Origin of the sequence: Mitsuaria sp. GD03876, assembly GCF_029840635.1 — a bacterium.
GTDB lineage: Bacteria > Pseudomonadota > Gammaproteobacteria > Burkholderiales > Burkholderiaceae_C > Roseateles.
In genome coordinates this window covers 1-19,678 of the sequence record NZ_JAOCCU010000001.1, presented here as the reverse complement: position 1 = coordinate 19,678, position 19,678 = coordinate 1, and the positions used below count along the sequence as shown (strand labels likewise).

The window sequence follows — 19,678 nt, the reverse complement described above, 5'->3', positions numbered from 1 at the left end:
CGGGCGGCGGCCCGGCGGGGCAGGTTGCAAGGCCCGTGCCCAGCCCGGCGGCGCCGGCGGGCCGGCCGGCGCCCTCGCGTGACCGCTTCTGGTGCGCTTGCCCGGCCCGCCCCGCGACGGTGCCTGGGCAGGTTCCTCCATTGCCCGGCTCTGGTGCAGTGGCACTATCCCGCGTTGCGCGGCCGCGCCGCGGTCGCACAGAATGCCGCGATGCACAACGACGCCCCGGCCGCCGAGGCCGCCTTGGCCGAGCGGCCGACCCCCCAGCCCGGCACCGCCGACGCGTTCGTGCCGCCGCGCGGCTCCCGGGCGTCGCTGCGCCGCTGGCTCACCGTGATGGTGCTCGGCGCGGTGGCGGTGGCGCTGCTGATCTCCGCGCTGCTGATCGAGAACTTCGCCCGCGCCCATGCCGAGCGCCGCGCGATCGAGTCGCTGCGCCAGGTCGCCATGGACTTCCGCGACGCGCTGGACCGCGGCATGGCGCAGCAGTTCAAGGAAGTCCGGGTGCTGGCGCAGCTCGAGCCCTTCGGCCGCTTCGAGGACCCCGAAGGCATGCGCCGCGCGCTGGACCAGGTGCAGGTCGGCTTCGACCACTTCGCCTGGCTGGGCGTGACCGACGCCAAGGGCAAGGTGCTGGCCGCGGCCGGCGGGCTGCTGGACGGCGTCGATGTGTCCAAGCGGCCGTGGTGGCAGGGCGCGAAGACCGGCCAGCCCTTCGTCGGCGACGTGCACGCCGCGCTGCTGCTGGAGAAGCTGCTGCCGCGCCAGAACGAGCCCTGGCGTTTCGTCGACTTCGCGGTGCCGCTGCTGGACGGGCGCGGGCAGCTGCGCGGCGTCTTCGGCGTGCACCTGAGCTGGGGCTGGGCGCGCCAGATCAAGAGCGAGCTGATCGACGCGACGATGGCCTCGCACCAGGCCGACGCGCTGGTGCTGGGCAAGGACGGCGCGGTGATCCTCGGGCCCTCGGACCTGGAGGGCAAGAAGATGCCGATCGGCGCCGAGCACGGCCAGGGCCTGCGCCACCACGAGGTCGACGGCGTGGACTACTTCGCCGTCAGCGTGCCCAGCCAGGGCTACGGCCCGTACCCCGGACTGGGCTGGACGGTGCTGGTGCGGCAGCCGGTGGCCGTCGCGCTGGCCGACTACTACCAGCTGCGCCGCCAGATCGTGCTGAGCGCCGTGCTGCTGCTGGCCGCGGCGGTGCCGCTGAGCTGGTGGCTGGCGCGCCGGATGAGCCGGCCGCTGTACGAGCTGGCCACGGCGATCAGCCAGCGCCGCCACCTGAGCGAGGACGCGCTGCCCGCCGTCGGCGGCTACCGCGAGGCGGCGCTGCTGTCCCAGGCGCTGAGCGACCTGGCCCGGCGCCAGGCGGAGCAGGACCGCTCGCTGGCGCAGCTCAACGCGTCGCTGGAGTTGCGGGTGCAGGCGCGCACGCTGGAGTTGCACGACGCGATGCTCCAGCAGGAAGCGAGCGAGCGCCGCCTGCGCACGATCGCCGACAACCTGCCGGTGCTGATCTCCTACATCGACGCGGAGGAGCGGCTGCGTTTCCTCAACGCGACCTTCCGCGCCTGGATGGGCATGTCGACCGAGGACGCGCTGGGCCGGCCGCTGCTGGACGTGGTCGGACCGGTGCTGCACGCGCAGCGGCTGCCGCACCTGAAGGCCGCGCTGGCCGGCGTGCGGCAGCGTTTCGAGACGCGCTCGGAGACCAACGGCGTCGCGCGCGACCTGCTGGCCGAGTACGTGCCGGACTTCCGCGCCGACGGCAGCGTCGCCGGCGTCTACACGCTGGCCACCGACATCACCGCGTTCAAGCAGGTCGAGCGCGAGCTGGACCAGCTCAGCCGCCTCGACCCGCTGACCGGGCTGCCGAACCGCCGCCAGTTCGAGTCCCGCCTGTCCGAGGCGCTGGCCCGCGCGCGCCGCAGCCAGCGGACGATGGCGCTGATGTTCATGGACCTGGACCACTTCAAGCAGATCAACGATTCGCTGGGCCACGCGGCCGGCGACGCGGTGCTGAAGACCTTCGCCGAGCGCGTCCGCGGCACGATCCGCGAGACCGACCAGCTCTGCCGCCTGGCCGGCGACGAGTTCGTGCTGATCGTGGAGAACCTGCACGGCTCCGACGAGGCGGCGCTCGTCGCGGAGAAGGTGCTGGTCGCGGTGACAGCGCCGCTGACGCTGCAGGGACAGGCCTTGCAGCTGTCCACCAGCATCGGCGTGGCCTGCCACGACGGCGGACCGGAAGGCGAGGTCGCCCTGCTCGGACGCGCCGACGACGCCCTCTACCGCGCCAAGTCGGAGGGGCGCGGCCGCTGGCGGGTGGCCGGCTGACCCGCTCGCCCGCGTCACGATCCGAGGTGTAATCCCCGCCATGGCCGCACGTCCGATCCCCGCTCCCGCTCCCGCCACGCCCAAGGCCACCCTCAAGCTCCGCATGCGCGTCACCGTCGGTGACGTCATCGCGATCGGCCCCGGCAAGATCGACCTGCTCGAGGCGCTCGACGCCACCGGCTCGATCACGGCGGCGGCCAAGTCGCTGGACATGTCCTACCGCCGCGCCTGGCTGCTGATCGACGAAATCAACCACGCGCTCAAGGAACCCGCCGTCGCCACCGCCGCCGGCGGAGCCAAGGGCGGGGGCAGCGTGCTCACCGATACCGGCCGCACCGTGATCGCGCTCTACCGGCGGATCGAGGCCACCGCGCTCGACGCTTGCAAGGCCGACATCCGGCAGCTGATGAAGCTGCTAGCGTCCTGAGAGACCGAGCCCAAGCCGGCGGCGCCGGTGCCCCTCTTCGCTCAATCTCCTCCGCACGCTCGGAATTCGCTCCGAGGGGCACCGGCGCCGCCGGCTTCGAGACACCCAGGACCTCGGGCGAATGGTGTGCGGGGAGGCAGGTCCGGTTCGAGGTTGCGCAATGTCCTGCGATATATTGCGACCCTTCCTGTCGCCGACTCGGCCAACGAGAGAGGGATCCGCCATGCGTTCCATTCGCCCGATGAAGATCGCCCGCCGCGCCACGCTGTTCGCGCTGGCCCTCATGGCCGCCGGCAGCCTGTCCCTGGCCCACGCCGCCGACGTCACCGTCTCCGCCGCCGCCAGCCTGACCAACGCCTTCAAGGAACTCGCGCCCGCCTTCGAGGCCGCCCATCCCGGCACCAAGGTGCAGTTCAACTTCGCCGCTTCCGACGCGCTGCTGGCGCAGATCGCCAAGGGCGCGCCGGTCGACGTGTTCGCCTCCGCCGACCAGGAAATCATGGACAAGGCCCAGCAGCAGAAACTGCTGGTCGACGGCACGCGCCGCAACTTCGTCGCCAACGCGCTGGTCGTCATCACGCCCGCCGAGCAGGGCGTGGCCCTCACGTCGCTGGCCGACCTGCAGCAGCCCAGCGTCAAGCGCATCGCCATCGGCAAGCCCGAGGGCGTGCCCGCCGGCCGCTACGCCAAGGGCGCGCTCGAGAAGGCCAACCTCTGGGCCGCCGTCGAACCCAAGGCGGTCTACGCGCAGAACGTCCGCCAGGCGCTGGACTACGTGTCGCGCGGCGAGACCGAGGCCGGCTTCGTCTACGCCACCGACGCCTTCGTGCAGAAGGACAAGGTCCGCATCCTCTTCAGCGTGCCGACCGAGACGCCGATCTCCTACCCGATCGCCGTGACCAACGGCGGACCGAACGCCGAGGGCGGCAAGCAGTTCCTGGACTTCGTCGCCTCGGCGGCCGGCCAGGCGGTGCTGGCCAAGTACGGCTTCCAGAAGCCCTGATCGCGCGGGAGCGGCGACGCACGTGGAACCGGCCTGGGTCGCGCTGGCGCTGTCGCTGAAGGTCGCGGGCTGGGCCACGGCGCTCAACCTGGTGCTGGGCGTCGGCGCGGGCTTCGCGCTGGCGCGGCTGCGTTTCCCGGGACGGGAGCTGCTGGACGCGGTGCTGACGCTGCCGATGGTGCTGCCGCCGACGGTGCTGGGCTACTACCTGCTGGTCGTGATCGGCAAGCGCGGCTGGCTGGGCGGCTGGCTGTGGGAGACCTTCGGCATCAACCTGATCTTCACCTGGCAGGGCGCGGTGATCGCCGCGACCATCGTCGCCTTCCCGCTGGTCATGAAGTCGGCCCGCGCGGCCTTCGAAGGGGTCGACCCGCAGCTCGAGCGCGCCGGCCGGGTGCTCGGCCTGGGCGAGGCGGCGCTGTTCTTCCGCGTCACGCTGCCGATGGCCTGGCGCGGCGTGCTGGCCGGCGTGCTGCTGGCCTTCGCCCGCGCGCTGGGCGAGTTCGGCGCCACGCTGATGGTCGCGGGCAGCATCCCGGGCAAGACGCAGACCTTGTCGGTGGCGGTGTACGAGGCCGTGCAGGCCGGCCAGGACGACACCGCCAACCTGCTGGTGCTGATCGTGTCGCTGACCTGCATCGTGGTGCTGCTGGCCGCCGGGCGGCTGGCCGGACCGAAGGCCGCGCCATGAGCTTCGAGGTCCGCATCCGCAAGCAGGTCGAGGGCGGCGGCCGGCGATTCGCGCTGGACGTGGCGTTCAGCACCGACGCGCGGCGCACCGTGATCCATGGACCGTCGGGCGCCGGCAAGAGCCTGACGCTGCAGGCGATCGCCGGGCTGCTCACGCCCGACGAGGGCACGATCCACGTCGACGGCCAGCCGGTCTTCGACAGCGGCCTGCGCATCGACGTGCCGGCCCGCGAGCGGCGGCTGGGCTACCTGTTCCAGGACTACGCGCTGTTCCCCCACCTGACGGTGCGGCAGAACATCGCCTTCGGGCTGCAGCGCGGCTGGCTCAATCCGTCCCGGCAGGCCGGCGGCGAGGCGGTGGACCGCTGGATCCAGGCCTTCGAACTGGAACGCGTCGCGCAGCAGCGGCCGCACCAGCTCTCGGGCGGCCAGCGCCAGCGCACCGCGCTGGCCCGCGCGCTGGTCAACGGACCGCGCGCGCTGCTGCTGGACGAGCCGTTCTCGGCGCTCGACCCGGAACTGCGCGGGCGCATGCGCGCGGAGCTGGACACGCTGCTCGAGCGCATCGGCATGCCGATGCTGATGATCACGCACGATCCCGAGGACGTGGCGCGCTTCGGCGACCACCGCGTGCGGCTGCGCGACGGGGTCGTGTGGCAGGACGGCGCTCCGGGCTGATCCTGTCATCGGCTGTCGTGCCTTTCGCCCAGAATCGGGCGCCATGGAACGCGACGACCAGCGGCAAGGGGAGGGCGACCAGGTCGCGCATTGCGACCTCGTCATGAAGGGCGGCATCACCAGCGGCGTGATCTATCCGCGGCTGGTCGCGGGACTGGCCCGGCGCTACGTCTTCAAGAACATCGGCGGCACCTCGGCGGGCGCGATCGCGGCCGGCGCGAGCGCCGCGGCCGAGTACGGGCGGCAGCACGGGAACCCTGGCGCCTTCGAGCGGCTGGCGGACCTGCCCGAGGAACTCGGGGCCACGGCGGCGGGCGGCGACCGGAGCCGCCTGTTCACGCTGTTCCAGCCGGTGCCGGCGCTGCGGCGCCATTTCGAGGCGTTCGCGTCGGCGCTGGGCCGGCCGGCGGGCAGCGCCGCAGCCAGCGTGCTGGCTTCTGCGATGGGCCTGCAGGCCTGGCTGTTCGTCGTGATGGCGGTGGCCGGCGGGCTGCTGTTGGCGCCGTTCCTGCGACAGATCACGCCTGACGCCGGTTGGGTGGGTCTGATCGGCGCGGCCGCGGCGGTGCAGGCCGCCACCAGCGTGGTCCTGTGGCGGCTGGCCGTCGTCCATGCCGACGAGGGCCCGCGCGGGGTGTTGTCGGTGTTGGGGCTCGGTGTGATCGCGACCATCCTGACGGTGCCGCTGTGGGGCTCGGACGCGAGCCGAGTCCAGGTCCACGCGGGCTCCGGCCTGCTGATCGTCGCCGCGCTGCTGGCCGTGTGCCATGCGGTGGCGGCGTTGGCGTTCTTCGCCAGCGGCCTGTTGCGCCGGCTCGGCGGCAACGGCTACGGACTGTGCAGCGGGTTGACCCAGGCGGGCGACCCGAGCGGGCAGGACGCCCTGACGGCGTGGCTGCATCGCTACTTCAACGAGCTGGCAGGGCTGGACCCCGATGGACCGCCGCTGACCTTCGGCGACCTGTGGGGCGGCGAAGACCCGCCCGAGCGGCGCATCCACCTCGAGGTGATGACCAGTGCGGTCAGCCAGCAGATGGCCTACAGCATCCCGTTCCGCAAGGGGACGCCCACCTTCTATTACGACCCGGTGGAGTGGGCGGCGCTGTTCCCGCCCGAGGTCATGGCGGCGCTCGCGCGCGCCAGCGATCGGATCGCCGGGGACTACGGCGCGCCGGCGGAAAGTGCCGCGCAAGCGCCGCTGCGGCCGCTGACGCGGGAGTGGGACCTGCCGGTCGTGGTGGCGATCCGCATGAGCCTGAGCTTCCCGCTGCTGCTGTCGGCGGTGCCGCTGTACGCGGTCGACCGGTCGCTCGCCCACAACGTGGCGCAGGAGAAGGCCTACGAGGATGCGGGGAGGGATGCGGCCCGCCATCGCGTGCGTGCCACCAAGGTCTGGTTCTCCGACGGCGGCATCGGCAGCAACATGCCGCTGCACATGTTCGACGCGCTGCTGCCGCGTCATCCCGGTTTCGCGATCAACCTCAAGGCGCCGCATCCGGACGTCCCCATCGACCGGGAGCGGCCGGAGAACCCGGAGAACACGGGCGGGCGCATCTACCTGCCCCACGACAACCAGGGCGGCCACCTGCAGCACTGGCCGGAGCCGGACCTGGTGCCGGACTGGGAATCGCGGCCCCCGGCCGAGCGGGCGAAGTCCCCCGCAGCGGGGTTGGCGTCCTTCCTGTGGAGCATCGTCGGCACGATGCAGAACTGGCGCGACCAGATCGCGTTCCCCGCGCCGGGATATCGCGACCGCATCGTGCAGATCAGCCAACGGCCCGATGAGGGCGGGCTCAACCTGCGCATGTCGGAGGAGACCATCGGCGCGTTGGCGCTGGCCGGCGAGATGGCGGCGCATCGGTTGATCGGGCGCTTCCATCCCGCGGGCCGCGAGCAGGGGCGTGGATGGGAGAACCAGCGCCGCGTCCGGCTGACCACCTTCCTGGGAACGATGCAGCCGGCCTGTGTCGATCTGGCCGAGACCGCCCGGGCGACGGGATCCTGGCTCTGGCTGCTGAACGATGCAACGGGCTACAAGGACCGTGCGCCCAATCGCGCAGAAGCCCAGCGCGTGCTGGACGGGCTCGTCCAGATCGGCAAGGCGACGCCGCCGATGCGGGGATCGACCCGGCCGAGATCGCTCGAGGACGTGTCGCCGCGACCAGTGCCGCTCGTGCGCCTGGTGCCGCGGATCTGAACGCGGCGTGAGGGCCGCGTGAGCGCGGTGGCAGGCGTGAACGCCGATGTCATCGGCGCTTGACCCGATCTTGATTCGCCTTACCGCTGGACACGCAAAGCGCTCCGTCGGGTCAACGCGCGGGGATGTCCCTCGTTGGGCGGGAGAGCTCACTCCTCCACGAAGTCCATGCGCCAAGTCCTTCATGTCACCCTGGCCGCGGTTGCCGCCGCGACCCTCGTCACGCAACTCGCGGGATGCGCGGAACCGCGCCACGCCGCCCTCCGCGTCGACGCGGCGTACCCGCCCGCGCCGGTGTGGACGCCGCCCCCGCCGCCGCCCGCCGCGCCGGTGGTCAGCGTGTATGTCGAGCCGCCGCTGGTCCAGCCGGAGCCGGTGTTCGTCGACGTCGCGCCGCCCGCGATGCTGGTCGAGGTGCCGCCGCCACGGCCCTTCCCGGGCGCGGTCTGGACCGGCGGCTATTGGGGGTGGCAGGGCCGCTGGGTGTGGTGCGCGGGCCGTTGGAGCCCGCCGCCGCGGCCGGACTACGTGTGGGTCCAGCCCTATTACGAGCATCGCGACGGCGCGGTGGTCTTCGTGTCCGGCTTCTGGGCCGCGCATGGCGTGGCCTTCGTGCCGCCGCCGCCGGGGCTGCACCTGTCGGTGGAGGTGGCCATCGGCGGCGGGGCGCGGCCGGTCGGGCCGATGGGTGTGTTCGTGCCGCCGCCTCCGGGCTCGCGCGCCGGGCTGATCGTGCCGGCGCCGATCGGCACGCCGCCGGCGGTCGTCGTCAGCGCGCCGCCGGTGACCAACATCGGCATGCGCATCCAGCACAACACGACGATCAACAACGTCGACGTGCACAACACGACGAACGTCACCAACGTCCGCAATGTCCAGAACGTCACCAACAACATCACCAACGTGACGATCGTGGCGCCGGCCAGCTCGACCGCCAACGGCAAGGCGTTCCAGGGCAACGTGCCGGCCGAGGCGCACCTGGCCGCGGCGATGCCGGCGGTGGTGCGCGCGCCGGCGCCGGTGCCGGCCAGCGCGACGCCGGTCCCCGCCTACATGCCGGCGCGTGCCGCCGCGTCGCCGATGCCCCGGCCGGGCCAGGCGCCGGGCCAGCCGCCGTCGGTCGCGCCGCCGTCGACCCCGCCGGCGCCGATGGCCCACATGACGCCGCCCGCGCCATCGGCCCCGGCGGAGCACGGACTCCCGGCGTCGCCGCCGTTGGCGCAGCCGCCGCAGCGGGCACCGCAGGACCTGAACCACGATCGATTCCGGGATCAGGCGCGGGAACAGGCACGCGACCAGACGCGAGAACAGGCGCGAGACCAAGCACGCGATCAGGCGAGGGAACAGGCTGCGGAAGACCGCGCGCGGGCCCAGGCGGTCGAGCACCCGCATGGCCGCGATGCGGGCGAAGGACGTCCGCCGCAGCACGGACGCGACGAGCGTCCGTTGCCACCCCCGCGTGACGAGCGCCCGCTGCCGCCGCCGCGCGAGGAACGCCAGGCGCCGCGCGGGCATGAGGACCGGCAGGCCCGCGAGGCCGCGCCGCCGCCGCGCCATCCGGCGGCCAGCGCGGCGCAGCCGCACGGCGGCCACCATCCCGACGAGCGGCGTCCGGACGCGCGTCGCGAGGAGGAGCGGGGTCGCGCGCAGCCCCAGTGAGGCCGGGGTGTCCCGGGGGAGGCGGCTCTGGCGGCGCGCGCGCGGGCGTGACAACATCCCCGCAGGCGCCGGGGGCCCGATCTCCCTTCGGGCTGGCGTCCGAGGAGACACCCATCATGACGTCCAATTTCTCCGGCCGAGGATCCATCGGCCGCCGCCTGGGACTTGTCCAGGCGGGGGTGCTGGTGATCGCGCTGATCGGATCGGCGCTCGGCTACTGGGGCTTGAACCGCGTCGCGACGCGCACGGCCGCGATGTACGAGGACGCGATCGTGACCGAGCGCGTCGCCTCGGACTGGTACCGCAACGTGTTCAACGGCGTGACCCGCACGACCGCCATCGCGGTCAGCGCCGACGCGGGCCTGGCGACCTTCTTCACGCAGGCGGCGGCCGAGTCGACCAAGGTCTCCACCGAACTGCAGCAGCAGCTCGACAAGCTGCTGACGACGCCGGAGGAACGCGCCAGCTTCGAGCGGATCGGCGAGCTGCGCAAGAGCTACCTGTCGCTGCGCGACGCGATCGCCGAGGCCAAGAAGCAGGGCGACGCGGCACGCGCGCGGCAGATCTTCGACGAGCGCTTCCAGGGCGCGGCGCAGGACTACAAGGAATCGATCCGCCAGGTGGTGCAGCAACAGCGCGACCAGCTCGACGGCGTGATGAAGTCGCTGGCGGAAACCAACCAGCGGGCGCGCATCGCGCTGGTGGTGTTCGGCGTGGTGGCGCTGGTCGTGGGCGGCGCGCTGGCGATGTGGCTGACGCGCTCGATCACCGGGCCGCTGGGCCGGGCGGCGGAGGTGGCGGACGCGATCGCGCGCTTCGACCTGACCGGCCGCATCGACGCGGCCGGCGGCGACGAGACCGGGCGGCTGCTGCAGTCGCTGGACGCGATGCAGGGCGCGCTGCTGCGGCTGATCGGCGAGGTGCGCGGTTCCACGGACAGCATCGGCACGGCCAGCGCGGAGATCGCCAGCGGCAACATGGATCTGTCGGCGCGCACGGAGCAGACGGCCTCCAACCTGCAGCAGGCGGCGGCCTCGCTGACGCAGCTCACGGGCACGGTGCGGCAGACCGCGGACGCGGCGACGACGGCGAACCAGCTGGCCGGCTCCGCGGCCGAGACGGCGCAACGCGGCGGCGCGGTGATGGGCCAGGTGGTGGCGACGATGGGCGAGATCAGCGACAGCTCGCGGCGCATCGCCGACATCATCGGGACGATCGACGGCATCGCGTTCCAGACCAACATCCTGGCGCTGAACGCGGCGGTGGAGGCGGCGCGGGCCGGCGAGCAGGGGCGCGGCTTCGCGGTCGTGGCCGGCGAGGTGCGCTCGCTGGCGCAGCGCAGCGCGGAGGCGGCCAAGGAAATCAAGTCGCTGATCGCGACGAGCGTGGAGCGGGTGGAGTCGGGGTCGCGGCTGGTGAGCGACGCCGGCACGACGATGACCGACATCGTGACCAGCGTGCAGCGGGTGACCGACATCATTGCCGAGATCCGCGCGGCGTCGCAGGAGCAGAGCGACGGCATCAACCAGGTGAACGCGGCGGTGGGTCACCTGGACCAGATGACGCAGCAGAACGCGGCGCTGGTCGAGGAGGCCGCCTCGGCGGCGGAAAGCCTCAAGGACCAGTCGCAGCGGCTGTCGACGGCGATCGCGGTGTTCAGGCTGAGGTAGGCACCGCGGCCCCGGTCGCCGGCTTAACCGTGTCGGCCGGCGAGGAGTTCCTTTTCCCGTTCGGGAGCGAGGGTCGCGACGAGCTTCGACGCGTCCCAGCCCGGCTCGCGCGGCGCGAGCGCCCAGGCCAGCGTGTCCGCCACGGTCTCCGCCAGCGGGCGCGGGCGCAGGCCCGCGGCGACCGCACGGGCGTTGTCGCCCAGCAGCATGCCGCCATGCTGGGGATCGTCCTCGGGCAGCCAGAGCGGCAAGCCCGTCCACGGCGCGACGCCGAGCACCAGCAACTGGGCGTCCGGCATCCAGGTGAAGCGCGCGTCGGTGCCCGGCGCGGCCTGGACGCAGGCGTCGAGGAGCGCCTGCATCGGCAGGCGCGGGCCGACGGCGTTGAACGCGCCGGTGACGCGGGCCTCCGCCAGCGCGATGCAGAACGCGGCCAGGTCGCGGGCGTCGATGACCTGCACGGGTCGCTCGGGCCGGCCGGGCGCGAGCACCTTGCCGCCGCGCGCGACGCGGGTCGGCCAGTAGGTGAAGCGGCCGGTCGGATCATGCGGACCGACGATCAGGCCGGGGCGCACCACGGCGTGGCGATCGGGCAGCGCGTTGGCGAGCGCCTCTTCCGCGCGGGCCTTCAGCGGACCGTAGCCCTCGTGACCGGCCATCAGCGGGGCGGACTCGTCGAAGGTCCGATGCGGCGGGAAGGTGCCGTGGGCCGAGATCGACGAGACCAGCACGACATGCGGCGACCCCGTGTCGAGCGCGGCGACGGTGCGCTCAACCTGTCCGGGATTGAACGCGGAGCAGTCGATGACCGCGTCGAAGACGCGTCCGCGCAGCGCGCTCATGTCGCCGTCGCGATCGCCGACCAGGCGTTCGACCTCGGGGAAGAGCCCGGGGCCGTGCCGCCCGCGGTTCAGCATCGTGACCGTGTGACCCCGCGCGAGCGCGGCATCGATGACATGGCGACCGAGGAAGACGGTGCCGCCGAGGATGAGCAGGTGCATGGCGAGGCGACGGTAGGAGGTTGTCGGGGAAGTATCCTTCCGCACCGCCGTTAGAACGGAAGTTCCATCTTGGTCGCCTGGGCACTGTCGAAGAGGTGCTTCGTCATCGGGTAGTCGTCGCAGTCGCTATTCGTGTAGAACTCATAGCGTTGCCCTGCGGCGTCACGGTAGACGAAGCGAAAGACGCCGCAGGCGTTCTTGGCGTCGAACGAGTACTCGAGGGAGACGGAGAAGTCCTTTTCCCTCCAGGCGACGGCGTCGAAGAGGTCGTACTCCCAAGGAATTTCCCCGGCTTCGGTGCGCTGCACCAGCTTCGACACGAAGCGACGGATCTTGTCAGGCAGCATGGGAGTCGGTCCTTCCGGCAATGAGGTGTTCAAGGATCTGCTTGGCGGCCAGCAGTCCTTCCTGGATCTCGACGGCATCGCGCTTGGAGCGGGGTGCCATGGCCGCCATCCGAATCGAGCCTTGTAGAAGCTCCTCCACCCCGGCGAGCTTGGCCGACAACGGGTCGGTTCCGCTGTTCGATGTCGAGGCACGGAGGAAGGAGCGACGAACCTGTTGAAGCCCTTGCAAGGCGGTAGAGAACCGCCCGCCGATGAGGTCGTCGTTGATCCGATCAATCATCAGCAGGCACTCGCTGAACAGCGCCGCGCGGTCGATCTTGCGCGCTTCGGCGAGCAAGGCGCGGGCCTCCGCCCGGATGCCCTTGGAGATGCCGATGGCGTGCAGCACCTCGGACACCGTGATCAGCAGTCCGATGAAGGTGGCGACGCCGCCGATGTAGGCGAAGCGGTCGAAGGTGTCCTTGTCCGACAGGACCTCGACGCGAAAGCTGTAGGCGGCCCACGCGATGCAGATGCTGACCGCGCCATAGGCGAGCCGGATCCAGTTTTCCTTGAGCAACTCCATCCATCGACCTCCCATCGTGATGACGCCTGCCGACGTTCCGCCCCCGGGCGATGTCGACGAGCGCCGAGGCCAGCGACTCTAGAGAAATGCGTTCGATGAGCAATCGCACAAATGGCGGCATCCGGATGAGCGAGTTTGCGTGGCGTCTCCCCCTTTCGTCGTCGTCGCCAGCACCGCATCGGCCACCGCCCCACATGAACCGCAGATGAACGCCCCCGCCGCGTCGGCCGTCGTTCCTAGAATCCCGCCGCATGTACCGGCACCGATTGACCCTGGCCCTGGTGGCCATGCTCGCGCTGGTCTGCGTGCAGGCGGCCTTCGTCCATTGGGGCGCCATCCGCGTGGACCGCTACGCGGGCCACAGCCGCCTGACCAGCGACCTGCTGTCCGAGCTGCTCGATCTCTCCGCCAACAAGCAGCGCCTGCGCAACTGGGCCGCCCAGCAGGTGATGGGCGCCGGCGCCCAGGACGCGACCCGCGAACGGCTGCTCGACGCGATGGACGCCAGCGCGCGGCGCCTGTCGGAGATGTCCCGCCGCCATCTCGAGTCCTGGCAGGAACTCGCCGCGCGCGACGGCGCGCCGGTGCCCGACGGCGTCGCGCGGCTCGTCGACATCAGCGACCTGCTCGGCGACCACATCGCCCAGCTGCGCGGCCAGCTGCGGCAGCTGCGGCCGCATGAGGACCACGGCAGCTTCGACGCCGTCTGGCTCGAGCTCAACCAGGTCTTCGACATGTCCCACGGCCGCGACCTGCGCGACCTGCTCAACGGCGCCATCGACGGCCAGCGCCGCGCCGTGCCCATCGCCCGCGCCGCCACCGAGGACGGCATCCGCCGGCTGCGCCAGCAGGCCGTGGCCATGGTCGGCGTCACCTTCGCGCTGGCGCTCGGCCTCTACCTGCACCTGAGCCGTCGCCTCAAGCGGCCGCTGGACGCGCTGCTCGAAGGCACGCAGGCGCTGCAGGCGGGCCGCCTCGACCACCGCATCCCCGTAGGCTCGGGCGACGAGTTCGACCGCGTGGCCGCGCGCTTCAACGCGATGGCCCAGGAACTGCAGCTCCATCGCGAGGCCGCCGAGGCCGTGCGCCGCCGGCTCGAGGACCAGGTGCGCGCCCGCACCCGCGAACTCGAGGACGCGCACCAGACGCTGCAGCGGCTCGACCAGCGCCGGCGCCAGCTCTTCGCGGACCTCGGCCATGAGCTGCGCACCCCGGCCACCGTCATCCGCGGCGAGGCCGACATCGCGCTGCGGGCATCGACGCTGACGGAGGCCGACTACCGGCGCGCGCTCGACCGCATCGTCTCGGCCGTCAAGCAGCTCACGGCGGTGGTCGACGACCTGATGCTGGTCGCGCGCGCCGAGGCCGACGAGCTCGACATCGTGCCGGAGCGCGTCGCGCTGGCGCCGCTGCTGGACGGCGTGATCGCGCAGGCGCAGGCGCTGGCCGCCGCGCATCACCAGCGGCTCGAGGCGATGCCGGTGCCCGCGGCGCTCGAGGTCCACGTCGATCCGATCCGGCTGCGCCAGGCGCTGATGATCGTGGTCGACAACGCGATCCGCTATTCCCGCCCCCATGGCGCGGTGCGCGTGGCCTGGGACCTGCGGGGCGACGACCTCGCGCTGACCGTGCGCGACGACGGCATCGGCATTCCGCCCGAGGAACTCGGCCAGGTGTTCGAGCGCTTCGTCCGCAGCGAGCGCGCGCGCCGCCATCGCGCCGACGGCACCGGCATCGGCCTGTCCATCGCGAAGTCCATCCTCGACGCCCATGGCGGCCGCATCGAGATCGACAGCCGCGTCGACGCCGGCACCGCCGTCCACCTGCTGCTGCCGTTCTCGCGGCCCGCCTAGCGCCCGCTCCCGTTCCAGTTCCCCCGGAGACCCGTCCCGCCATGAACCGACACCTGCTCGTCATCGAGGACGACGCCCGCATCGCCGACTTCCTCTCCCGCGGCCTCGCCGCCGAGGGCTACACCGTCGAGGTCGCCGCCACCGGCCCGGACGGCCTCGAGCGCGTGCGCGCCGGCGACCCGGGCCTCGTGATCCTGGACCTGATGCTGCCTGGCCTGGGCGGCCTGGACCTGTGCCAGACCTTGCGCGCGGAGGGTTGCCACGTGCCGATCCTGATGCTCACCGCGATGGACGGCACCGGCGACAAGGTGCGCGGCCTGCGTCTGGGCGCCGACGACTACCTGACCAAGCCCTTCGACTTCGAGGAACTGCTCGCCCGCATCGTCGCGCTCCAGCGGCGCGGCCGCGACCAGCGGGTCGAGGCGGTGCTGCTGCGGGTCGCGGACCTGGAACTCGACCGCGAGCAGATGCGGGTCAGCCGCGCCGGCCGCCAGCTCGCGCTGACCGCCAAGGAACTCGCCTTCCTGGAACTGCTGATGAGCGCGCCGGGCCGGCTCTTCAGCCGCGAACGCATCCTGTCCAACGTCTGGGGCGTGACCGTCGATCCGCTGACCAACATCGTCGACGTCTACGTGCGCCGGCTGCGCGCCAAGATCGACGCGGGCCATGCGCTGCCGCTGCTCAAGACCGTGCGGGGCCTGGGCTACCGGCTCGACGACAGCGCCGAGTGACGCGGCTGTTCATCGCCTGTTCATCCGGCGCTCATCGACGGTTCATCGCGCGCGAGGCGGCCGTTCATCTCCGGTCTCAAGAATCTGTTCGACAGCCGGGAACTGCCCGCGATCCCGCGGCGACTCCGGCGAGTCCCTCCATGAACAGGAACCTTGACGATGACCGCATTCCTCACCTTCCGCTCCTTCTCCACCCGCGGCGCGCTGGCCGCGCTGGCCCTGGCCGCCGCCGGTCCGGTGCTGGCCCACGGACATGAGCACGACCACGCGGCGGGCAAGCCGATGAGCTGCGCCAAGACGAGCACGGCGCAGATCGCGGGGCTCTTCGACCGCTGGAACGCCTCGCTCGCGACGCTGGATCCGGACAAGGTCACCGCCAATTACGCGACCGACGCGGTGCTGCTGCCCACCGTCACCAACGAGCCGCGCACCTCGCCGGCCGAGATCCGCGATTACTTCGTCAAGTTCCTGCAGAAGAAGCCGCAGGGCACCATCGACAAGCGCACGATCAAGATCGACTGCAACATCGCGCAGGACGTCGGCACCTACACCTTCCGCTTCTCGGACGGCAGCCAGGTCAAGGCGCGCTACACCTACGTGTACGAGTGGAAAGACGGCAAGTGGCTGATCGCGCATCACCACTCGTCCGCGATGCCCGAGTCCAAGTGACGCCCGCGGCGCGCGCCTCCCGGCGCGGGCCGCCAAAGACAGAAGCCGGTTGCCACGCGAGTGACAACCGGCTTCTTTTCATTCTGGTGCGACCGGCAAGAATCGAACTTGCGACTAAGCCTTCGGAGGGCCCAATGATATCCACTTCACCACGGTCGCCATGGGAAGCGCGGATTCTAGCCTTGTTCCGAGGCACCTCGACGCGAGCTCGCGAATCTCTTCAGCGCGAGGACCGCCCGCGGGTCCGCGCCCACCTTGACGAAAGCCCCAGGGTGGGCCGCCGGGGGGCTGGCTATACTGCGCCGATTTGCTGTTCCCCGGTCCGGTTTTCCGAGGGCGATCCGCCATCCGGAGCCCCGAGAAAAACGGACTCGCTTCTGCCGTATTCGATTCGATCCACGAGGAATTCATGAGCGGAACCCAGGACCACGCCAACGCCCAGGACACGCACGCTGAAGGTCACGATGCCCACGAGGGCCCCATCAAGACACCCAAGCAACTGGCCGTCGCGGTCTTCTTTGCGTTCTTGATCCCGATCGTCGTCATCGTGATGCTCGCGAACTACGTCTCCAGCGAGATCAAGCCCGCCGCCGGCTCCACCGGCCTGGACGAGGAGGCCGTCGCCACCCGCATCCAGCGCATCGGCGCGATCGAGCTCAAGGACCTCTCCAACCCCGCCGCGATGAAGAGCGGCGAACAGGTCTTCCAGGCCCAGTGCTCGGCCTGCCACGCCACCGGCGCCGCCGGCGCGCCCAAGCTCGGCGACCACGACGCCTGGGGCCCGCGCGTGAAGACCGGCTTCGACACGCTGGTGCACTCCGCGCTCAAGGGCAAGGGCAACATGGGCCCGCAGGGCGGCGGCGACTTCTCCGACTTCGAGATCTCCCGCGCCGTCGTCTACATGGCCAACCAGGGCGGCGCCAAGTTCGACGACCCCAAGCTGCCCGCCGCCGCGGCCTCCGGGGCCGAAGGCGCCTCGGCCCCGGCCTCCGGCGCCTCGCAATAAACAAGCGACCGCCAGACGCACGAAAGCCGACCCGAGGGTCGGCTTTTTTCTTGGACGCCTGAAAGGGGGCCCTCGCTCGGAGGCCTCCTTCCGTGGGGTCAGGCCTTGCCGGGATCGCCGCGGGCCGCCTTCGGATCGAGCGGTTCCAGCACCACGCCATGGCGCGCGACGAGCTCGGCATGCGTCGCGTTCGTCATCGCCCAGCGGCCGGACTCGATGGCGTCCGCCGCCGGGCCCATGTCCTGCGTGTGCACCAGGCCCAGCCCGAGGTCGGTCTCCAGGAACAACCGGTCCGCCTCGTCCAGCACCGCGCCGGCCACGCGGGCCTCGCGCCCGGTGTGGCTCAGCACGCGGCCGTCCGGCTGCAGCCGCCACACCCAGGGCGCGGCCTCGAGCTGCACGTACACCCGCTGCGGGCCGTTCTGGAAGAACCAGGCGCCCTGGTCGTCGACGCCGTAGTTGCGGTCGATGAAGCCGATCAGCTTGTCGTGCACGATGCGGCTGCCCTTCACGCGCGGGAACGAGCCCGCGGCCTGGATGCGCTCGTCGCGCATGTACCAGTCGCCGCGCGCGTCCAGCGCCAGCCAGCCGTAGCAATGCGGCACGTTGGGCCACTTCTTCAGCGCGGCTTCGACGATCGCGTCCATCGGCGCTCTCCCGGTTGTCCTGCGCGGCTCAGAGCCGCATCGCCAGCCAGTCGGTGACCCGCTCCGGCATCGTGCGCACATGGCCCGGGGGCCGGCCCGACGGGAAGCCGACATGGCCCCCGTCGCGCGGCTGCCACAGGGTCACGTGCGGCCCGACATGGCCCTGCGCGGGCAGGCTGCGGGCTGGCACGAACGGATCGTTGCGCGCGTTCAGCACCAGCGCCGGCACGCGGATCCGCGCCAGGTGTGGCTTGGCCGAGGCCCGCAGCCAGTAATCGTCGACGTCCCGGAAGCCGTGCAGCGGCCCGGTGAAGATGTTGTCGAACTCATAGAGGTTGCGCACGCGGCGCAAGCGCTCGCCGTCGAAGAGGCCCGGGTGCTGCTTCAGCTTGTTCAGCGCCTTGGGCACCATCGTGCGCAGGAACATCCGGGTGTAGACCAGCTTGTTGAAGCCCTGGCCGATCGCATGGCCGGCGGCGGTCAGGTCGATGGGCGAGCAGATCGAGCACACCGCCTTCACCGTCGCCGCGGCGCTCTCGCCGGCCTCCTGGGCCCAGCGCAGCAGCGCGTTGCCGCCCAGCGAGACGCCGGCCGCGACGATCGGTCCGCGGTGCATCGCGCGCAGCTGCGCGAGCATCCAGCCGATCTCGACGTAGTCGCCCGAGTGATACGCCCGCGGCGCGAGGTTGAGCTCCCCCGAGCACCCTCGGAAGTAGGGCATCGCGAAGGCCCAGCCGCGCCGGCGCGCGACCGCGGCGAAGGCCTGGACGTACTGGCTCTCGACCGAGCCTTCCAGGCCGTGGAAGAGCACCAGCAGCGGGCGCTCCGCCCCGGCGGCGGAGGGGGAGGCGGATGAATGGGAGGAGGGATGGGCACCCGGCGCCGGGGCGTCATCGACGAGGTGCTCGACATCGACGAAATCGCCGTCCGGCGTCTCCCAGCGCTCGCGGCGGAACCGCGGCGGCGAGCCGTCGAAGCGCCGCGCGAACAGCGCGGGCCAGATCGTCTGGGCATGGCCTCCGGGCAACCAGGGAGGCGCCTGGTACTGCATGCGCGGACCTCTTAGTGCAGGGTCGTCGGCGCGCCCACGGACACGATCGACAGCTCCTGCTTCACGTCCTGCGACGTGCCGGGGCTCGCATGGTGCGCGACCATGCGCCAGCCCAGCGCCGTCTTCAGGTAGACATTGGTGGCGACGACCCAGGCGCTCTGGATGCCGTCCTCGTCGGTGATCTCGACCCGCTCCAGCACCTGGTGGATCGCCGTGTCGCCCGCGACCAGCTTGCGCTGGCACTCCGGATGCACCGGCACCGAGCCGCGCGAGAAGATCTCCTCGAAGCTCGCCCGGATGGCTGCCGCGCCGACGACGCGCGGCCCGCCCGGATGCACGCAGCAGACCTCGTCCTCGTCGCCCCAGACGGCCATCAGCCGTTCCAGGTCGCCGGCCTGCAAGGCCTCGTAGAACTGCGCTTCGGTGTCCTCCGGGGAGGCCAGCAGCAGGGCGGTCTGAGGCTTGCGCACCATGGGTCTCGTTCCTTGTTCAGGCGAACGGGCAAGGGCCGGACCCGGCCCCGCCGGATCAGTGGCCGGAAGGCAGGACCTCGCCGGCCTTGAGCTTGTACAGCGTGCCGCAGTACGGGCAGGCGCCTTCGCCGGCATGGCTCAGGTCGATGTAGACGCGCGGGTGGTTGCTCCACAGCGGCATCTTGGGATTCGGGCAGAAGACCACGCCCGGACCTTGCAGGTCCTGGGCGGTGACTTCGACGGTGGCCTTGGGGGAGGTGTTGGCGCTCATGATCTTGTTCTTGAAGGCTGGCGAGGGGCGGGCGGATCGTTCCGACGGGGGCGACCCCGATCAGACCGGCGTCAGCCAGTGGGCGTACTTGGGATTGCGGCCGTTGACGATGTCGAAGAAGGCCGTCTGGATCTTCTCGGTGATCGGGCCGCGGCTGCCGATGCCGATCTCCAGGCGGTCGAGCTCGCGGATCGGCGTGACTTCCGCGGCGGTGCCGGTGAAGAAGGCCTCGTCGGCGATGTAGACCTCGTCGCGGGTGATGCGCTTCTCGACGAGCTTCAGGCCCAGGTCCTGGCAGATCGCGAAGATGGTGTTGCGGGTGATGCCGTTGAGCGCGCCCGCCGACAGGTCCGGCGTGTAGACGACGCCGTTCTTGATGATGAACAGGTTCTCGCCGGCGCCC

Annotated in this window: 19 protein-coding genes, 1 tRNA gene and 1 pseudogene; 12 read left to right on the top strand and 9 right to left on the bottom strand. The window is 71.5% G+C overall.

What is annotated here, in order from left to right; all coding sequences use genetic code 11:
• Positions 1 to 210 precede the first annotated feature (210 nt).
• The 8 genes and pseudogenes from N5D62_RS00105 to N5D62_RS00070 all read left to right on the top strand — a co-directional run bounded on the left by N5D62_RS00105 (position 211) and on the right by N5D62_RS00070 (position 10,661).
• A complete protein-coding gene (locus N5D62_RS00105) occupies positions 211 to 2,337 on the top strand; it encodes a diguanylate cyclase (protein WP_279755270.1) in 2,127 nt (708 codons plus the stop codon).
• 103 nt (positions 2,338 to 2,440) lie between these two features.
• Positions 2,441 to 2,764: a LysR family transcriptional regulator gene (locus N5D62_RS00100; RefSeq protein ID WP_279755596.1), complete on the top strand. Its 324-nt coding sequence runs from the start codon at positions 2,441 to 2,443 to the stop codon at positions 2,762 to 2,764.
• 283 nt (positions 2,765 to 3,047) lie between these two features.
• Positions 3,048 to 3,767, top strand: coding sequence for a molybdate ABC transporter substrate-binding protein (gene modA / locus N5D62_RS00095; RefSeq protein ID WP_279755595.1), 720 nt, complete (start codon positions 3,048 to 3,050; stop codon positions 3,765 to 3,767).
• A gap of 22 nt (positions 3,768 to 3,789) precedes the next feature.
• Positions 3,790 to 4,458, top strand: coding sequence for a molybdate ABC transporter permease subunit (gene modB, locus N5D62_RS00090; protein ID WP_279755269.1), 669 nt, complete (start codon positions 3,790 to 3,792; stop codon positions 4,456 to 4,458).
• Positions 4,455 to 5,135 carry an ATP-binding cassette domain-containing protein gene (locus N5D62_RS00085; RefSeq protein WP_279755267.1) on the top strand — a complete coding sequence of 227 codons (681 nt, stop codon included), beginning with the start codon at positions 4,455 to 4,457 and terminating at the stop codon, positions 5,133 to 5,135. Before modB ends, N5D62_RS00085 begins: the two co-directional genes overlap by 4 nt.
• A 43-nt stretch (positions 5,136 to 5,178) precedes the next feature.
• A pseudogene (locus N5D62_RS28270) lies at positions 5,179 to 5,367 on the top strand (hypothetical protein); the annotation flags it as partial.
• A 2,133-nt stretch (positions 5,368 to 7,500) separates the two neighbouring features.
• Positions 7,501 to 8,991, top strand: a complete 1,491-nt coding sequence (locus N5D62_RS00075; RefSeq protein ID WP_279755265.1) for a hypothetical protein — start codon at positions 7,501 to 7,503, stop codon at positions 8,989 to 8,991.
• 116 nt (positions 8,992 to 9,107) lie between these two features.
• On the top strand, positions 9,108 to 10,661 hold the full coding sequence (locus N5D62_RS00070) for a methyl-accepting chemotaxis protein (RefSeq protein ID WP_279755263.1): 1,554 nt from the start codon (positions 9,108 to 9,110) through the stop codon (positions 10,659 to 10,661).
• A gap of 23 nt (positions 10,662 to 10,684) precedes the next feature.
• Here N5D62_RS00070 and N5D62_RS00065 read toward each other — a convergent pair whose 3' ends face one another.
• The 3 genes from N5D62_RS00065 to N5D62_RS00055 are packed head-to-tail and all read right to left on the bottom strand — an operon-like array spanning position 10,685 to position 12,574.
• Complete coding sequence (locus N5D62_RS00065; protein ID WP_279755261.1) at positions 10,685 to 11,662, bottom strand: NAD-dependent epimerase/dehydratase family protein; 978 nt, start codon at positions 11,660 to 11,662, stop codon at positions 10,685 to 10,687.
• A gap of 50 nt (positions 11,663 to 11,712) precedes the next feature.
• Positions 11,713 to 12,009 carry a hypothetical protein gene (locus N5D62_RS00060; protein WP_279755259.1) on the bottom strand — a complete coding sequence of 99 codons (297 nt, stop codon included), beginning with the start codon at positions 12,007 to 12,009 and terminating at the stop codon, positions 11,713 to 11,715.
• Positions 11,999 to 12,574, bottom strand: a complete 576-nt coding sequence (locus tag N5D62_RS00055; protein ID WP_279755258.1) for a hypothetical protein — start codon at positions 12,572 to 12,574, stop codon at positions 11,999 to 12,001. Before N5D62_RS00055 ends, N5D62_RS00060 begins: the two co-directional genes overlap by 11 nt.
• Positions 12,575 to 12,825: 251 nt before the next feature.
• On the opposite strand from N5D62_RS00055, the gene N5D62_RS00050 reads away from it, so the two are divergent.
• The 3 genes from N5D62_RS00050 to N5D62_RS00040 all read left to right on the top strand — a co-directional run bounded on the left by N5D62_RS00050 (position 12,826) and on the right by N5D62_RS00040 (position 15,827).
• Positions 12,826 to 14,427: an ATP-binding protein gene (locus tag N5D62_RS00050; RefSeq protein ID WP_279755256.1), complete on the top strand. Its 1,602-nt coding sequence runs from the start codon at positions 12,826 to 12,828 to the stop codon at positions 14,425 to 14,427.
• A gap of 41 nt (positions 14,428 to 14,468) precedes the next feature.
• On the top strand, positions 14,469 to 15,158 hold the full coding sequence (locus N5D62_RS00045; RefSeq protein WP_279755254.1) for a response regulator transcription factor: 690 nt from the start codon (positions 14,469 to 14,471) through the stop codon (positions 15,156 to 15,158).
• Between the two features lie 159 nt (positions 15,159 to 15,317).
• A complete protein-coding gene (locus N5D62_RS00040; RefSeq protein ID WP_347881794.1) occupies positions 15,318 to 15,827 on the top strand; it encodes an SgcJ/EcaC family oxidoreductase in 510 nt (169 codons plus the stop codon).
• Between the two features lie 84 nt (positions 15,828 to 15,911).
• Here N5D62_RS00040 and N5D62_RS00035 read toward each other — a convergent pair.
• Positions 15,912 to 15,986, bottom strand: a tRNA-Arg gene (locus tag N5D62_RS00035).
• Between the two features lie 250 nt (positions 15,987 to 16,236).
• Here N5D62_RS00035 and N5D62_RS00030 point away from each other — a divergent pair.
• Positions 16,237 to 16,833: a c-type cytochrome gene (locus tag N5D62_RS00030; RefSeq protein WP_279755252.1), complete on the top strand. Its 597-nt coding sequence runs from the start codon at positions 16,237 to 16,239 to the stop codon at positions 16,831 to 16,833.
• Between the two features lie 98 nt (positions 16,834 to 16,931).
• On the opposite strand, the gene N5D62_RS00025 is transcribed toward N5D62_RS00030, so the two are convergent.
• From N5D62_RS00025 to N5D62_RS00005, 5 genes are all read right to left on the bottom strand, one after another.
• Complete coding sequence (locus N5D62_RS00025) at positions 16,932 to 17,480, bottom strand: DUF2946 family protein (RefSeq protein WP_279755250.1); 549 nt, start codon at positions 17,478 to 17,480, stop codon at positions 16,932 to 16,934.
• 28 nt (positions 17,481 to 17,508) lie between these two features.
• Positions 17,509 to 18,531: an alpha/beta fold hydrolase gene (locus N5D62_RS00020; protein ID WP_279755248.1), complete on the bottom strand. Its 1,023-nt coding sequence runs from the start codon at positions 18,529 to 18,531 to the stop codon at positions 17,509 to 17,511.
• An 11-nt stretch (positions 18,532 to 18,542) separates the two neighbouring features.
• Positions 18,543 to 19,004 carry a nuclear transport factor 2 family protein gene (locus N5D62_RS00015; RefSeq protein WP_279755246.1) on the bottom strand — a complete coding sequence of 154 codons (462 nt, stop codon included), beginning with the start codon at positions 19,002 to 19,004 and terminating at the stop codon, positions 18,543 to 18,545.
• Between the two features lie 55 nt (positions 19,005 to 19,059).
• The gene (locus tag N5D62_RS00010; RefSeq protein WP_279755244.1) at positions 19,060 to 19,275 is read right to left on the bottom strand and encodes a zinc-finger domain-containing protein; all 216 of its coding nucleotides are present in this window, start codon (positions 19,273 to 19,275) and stop codon (positions 19,060 to 19,062) included.
• Between the two features lie 60 nt (positions 19,276 to 19,335).
• A partial coding sequence (locus N5D62_RS00005; protein ID WP_279755242.1) for an aminotransferase class IV occupies positions 19,336 to 19,678 on the bottom strand: 343 nt, incomplete at its 5' end.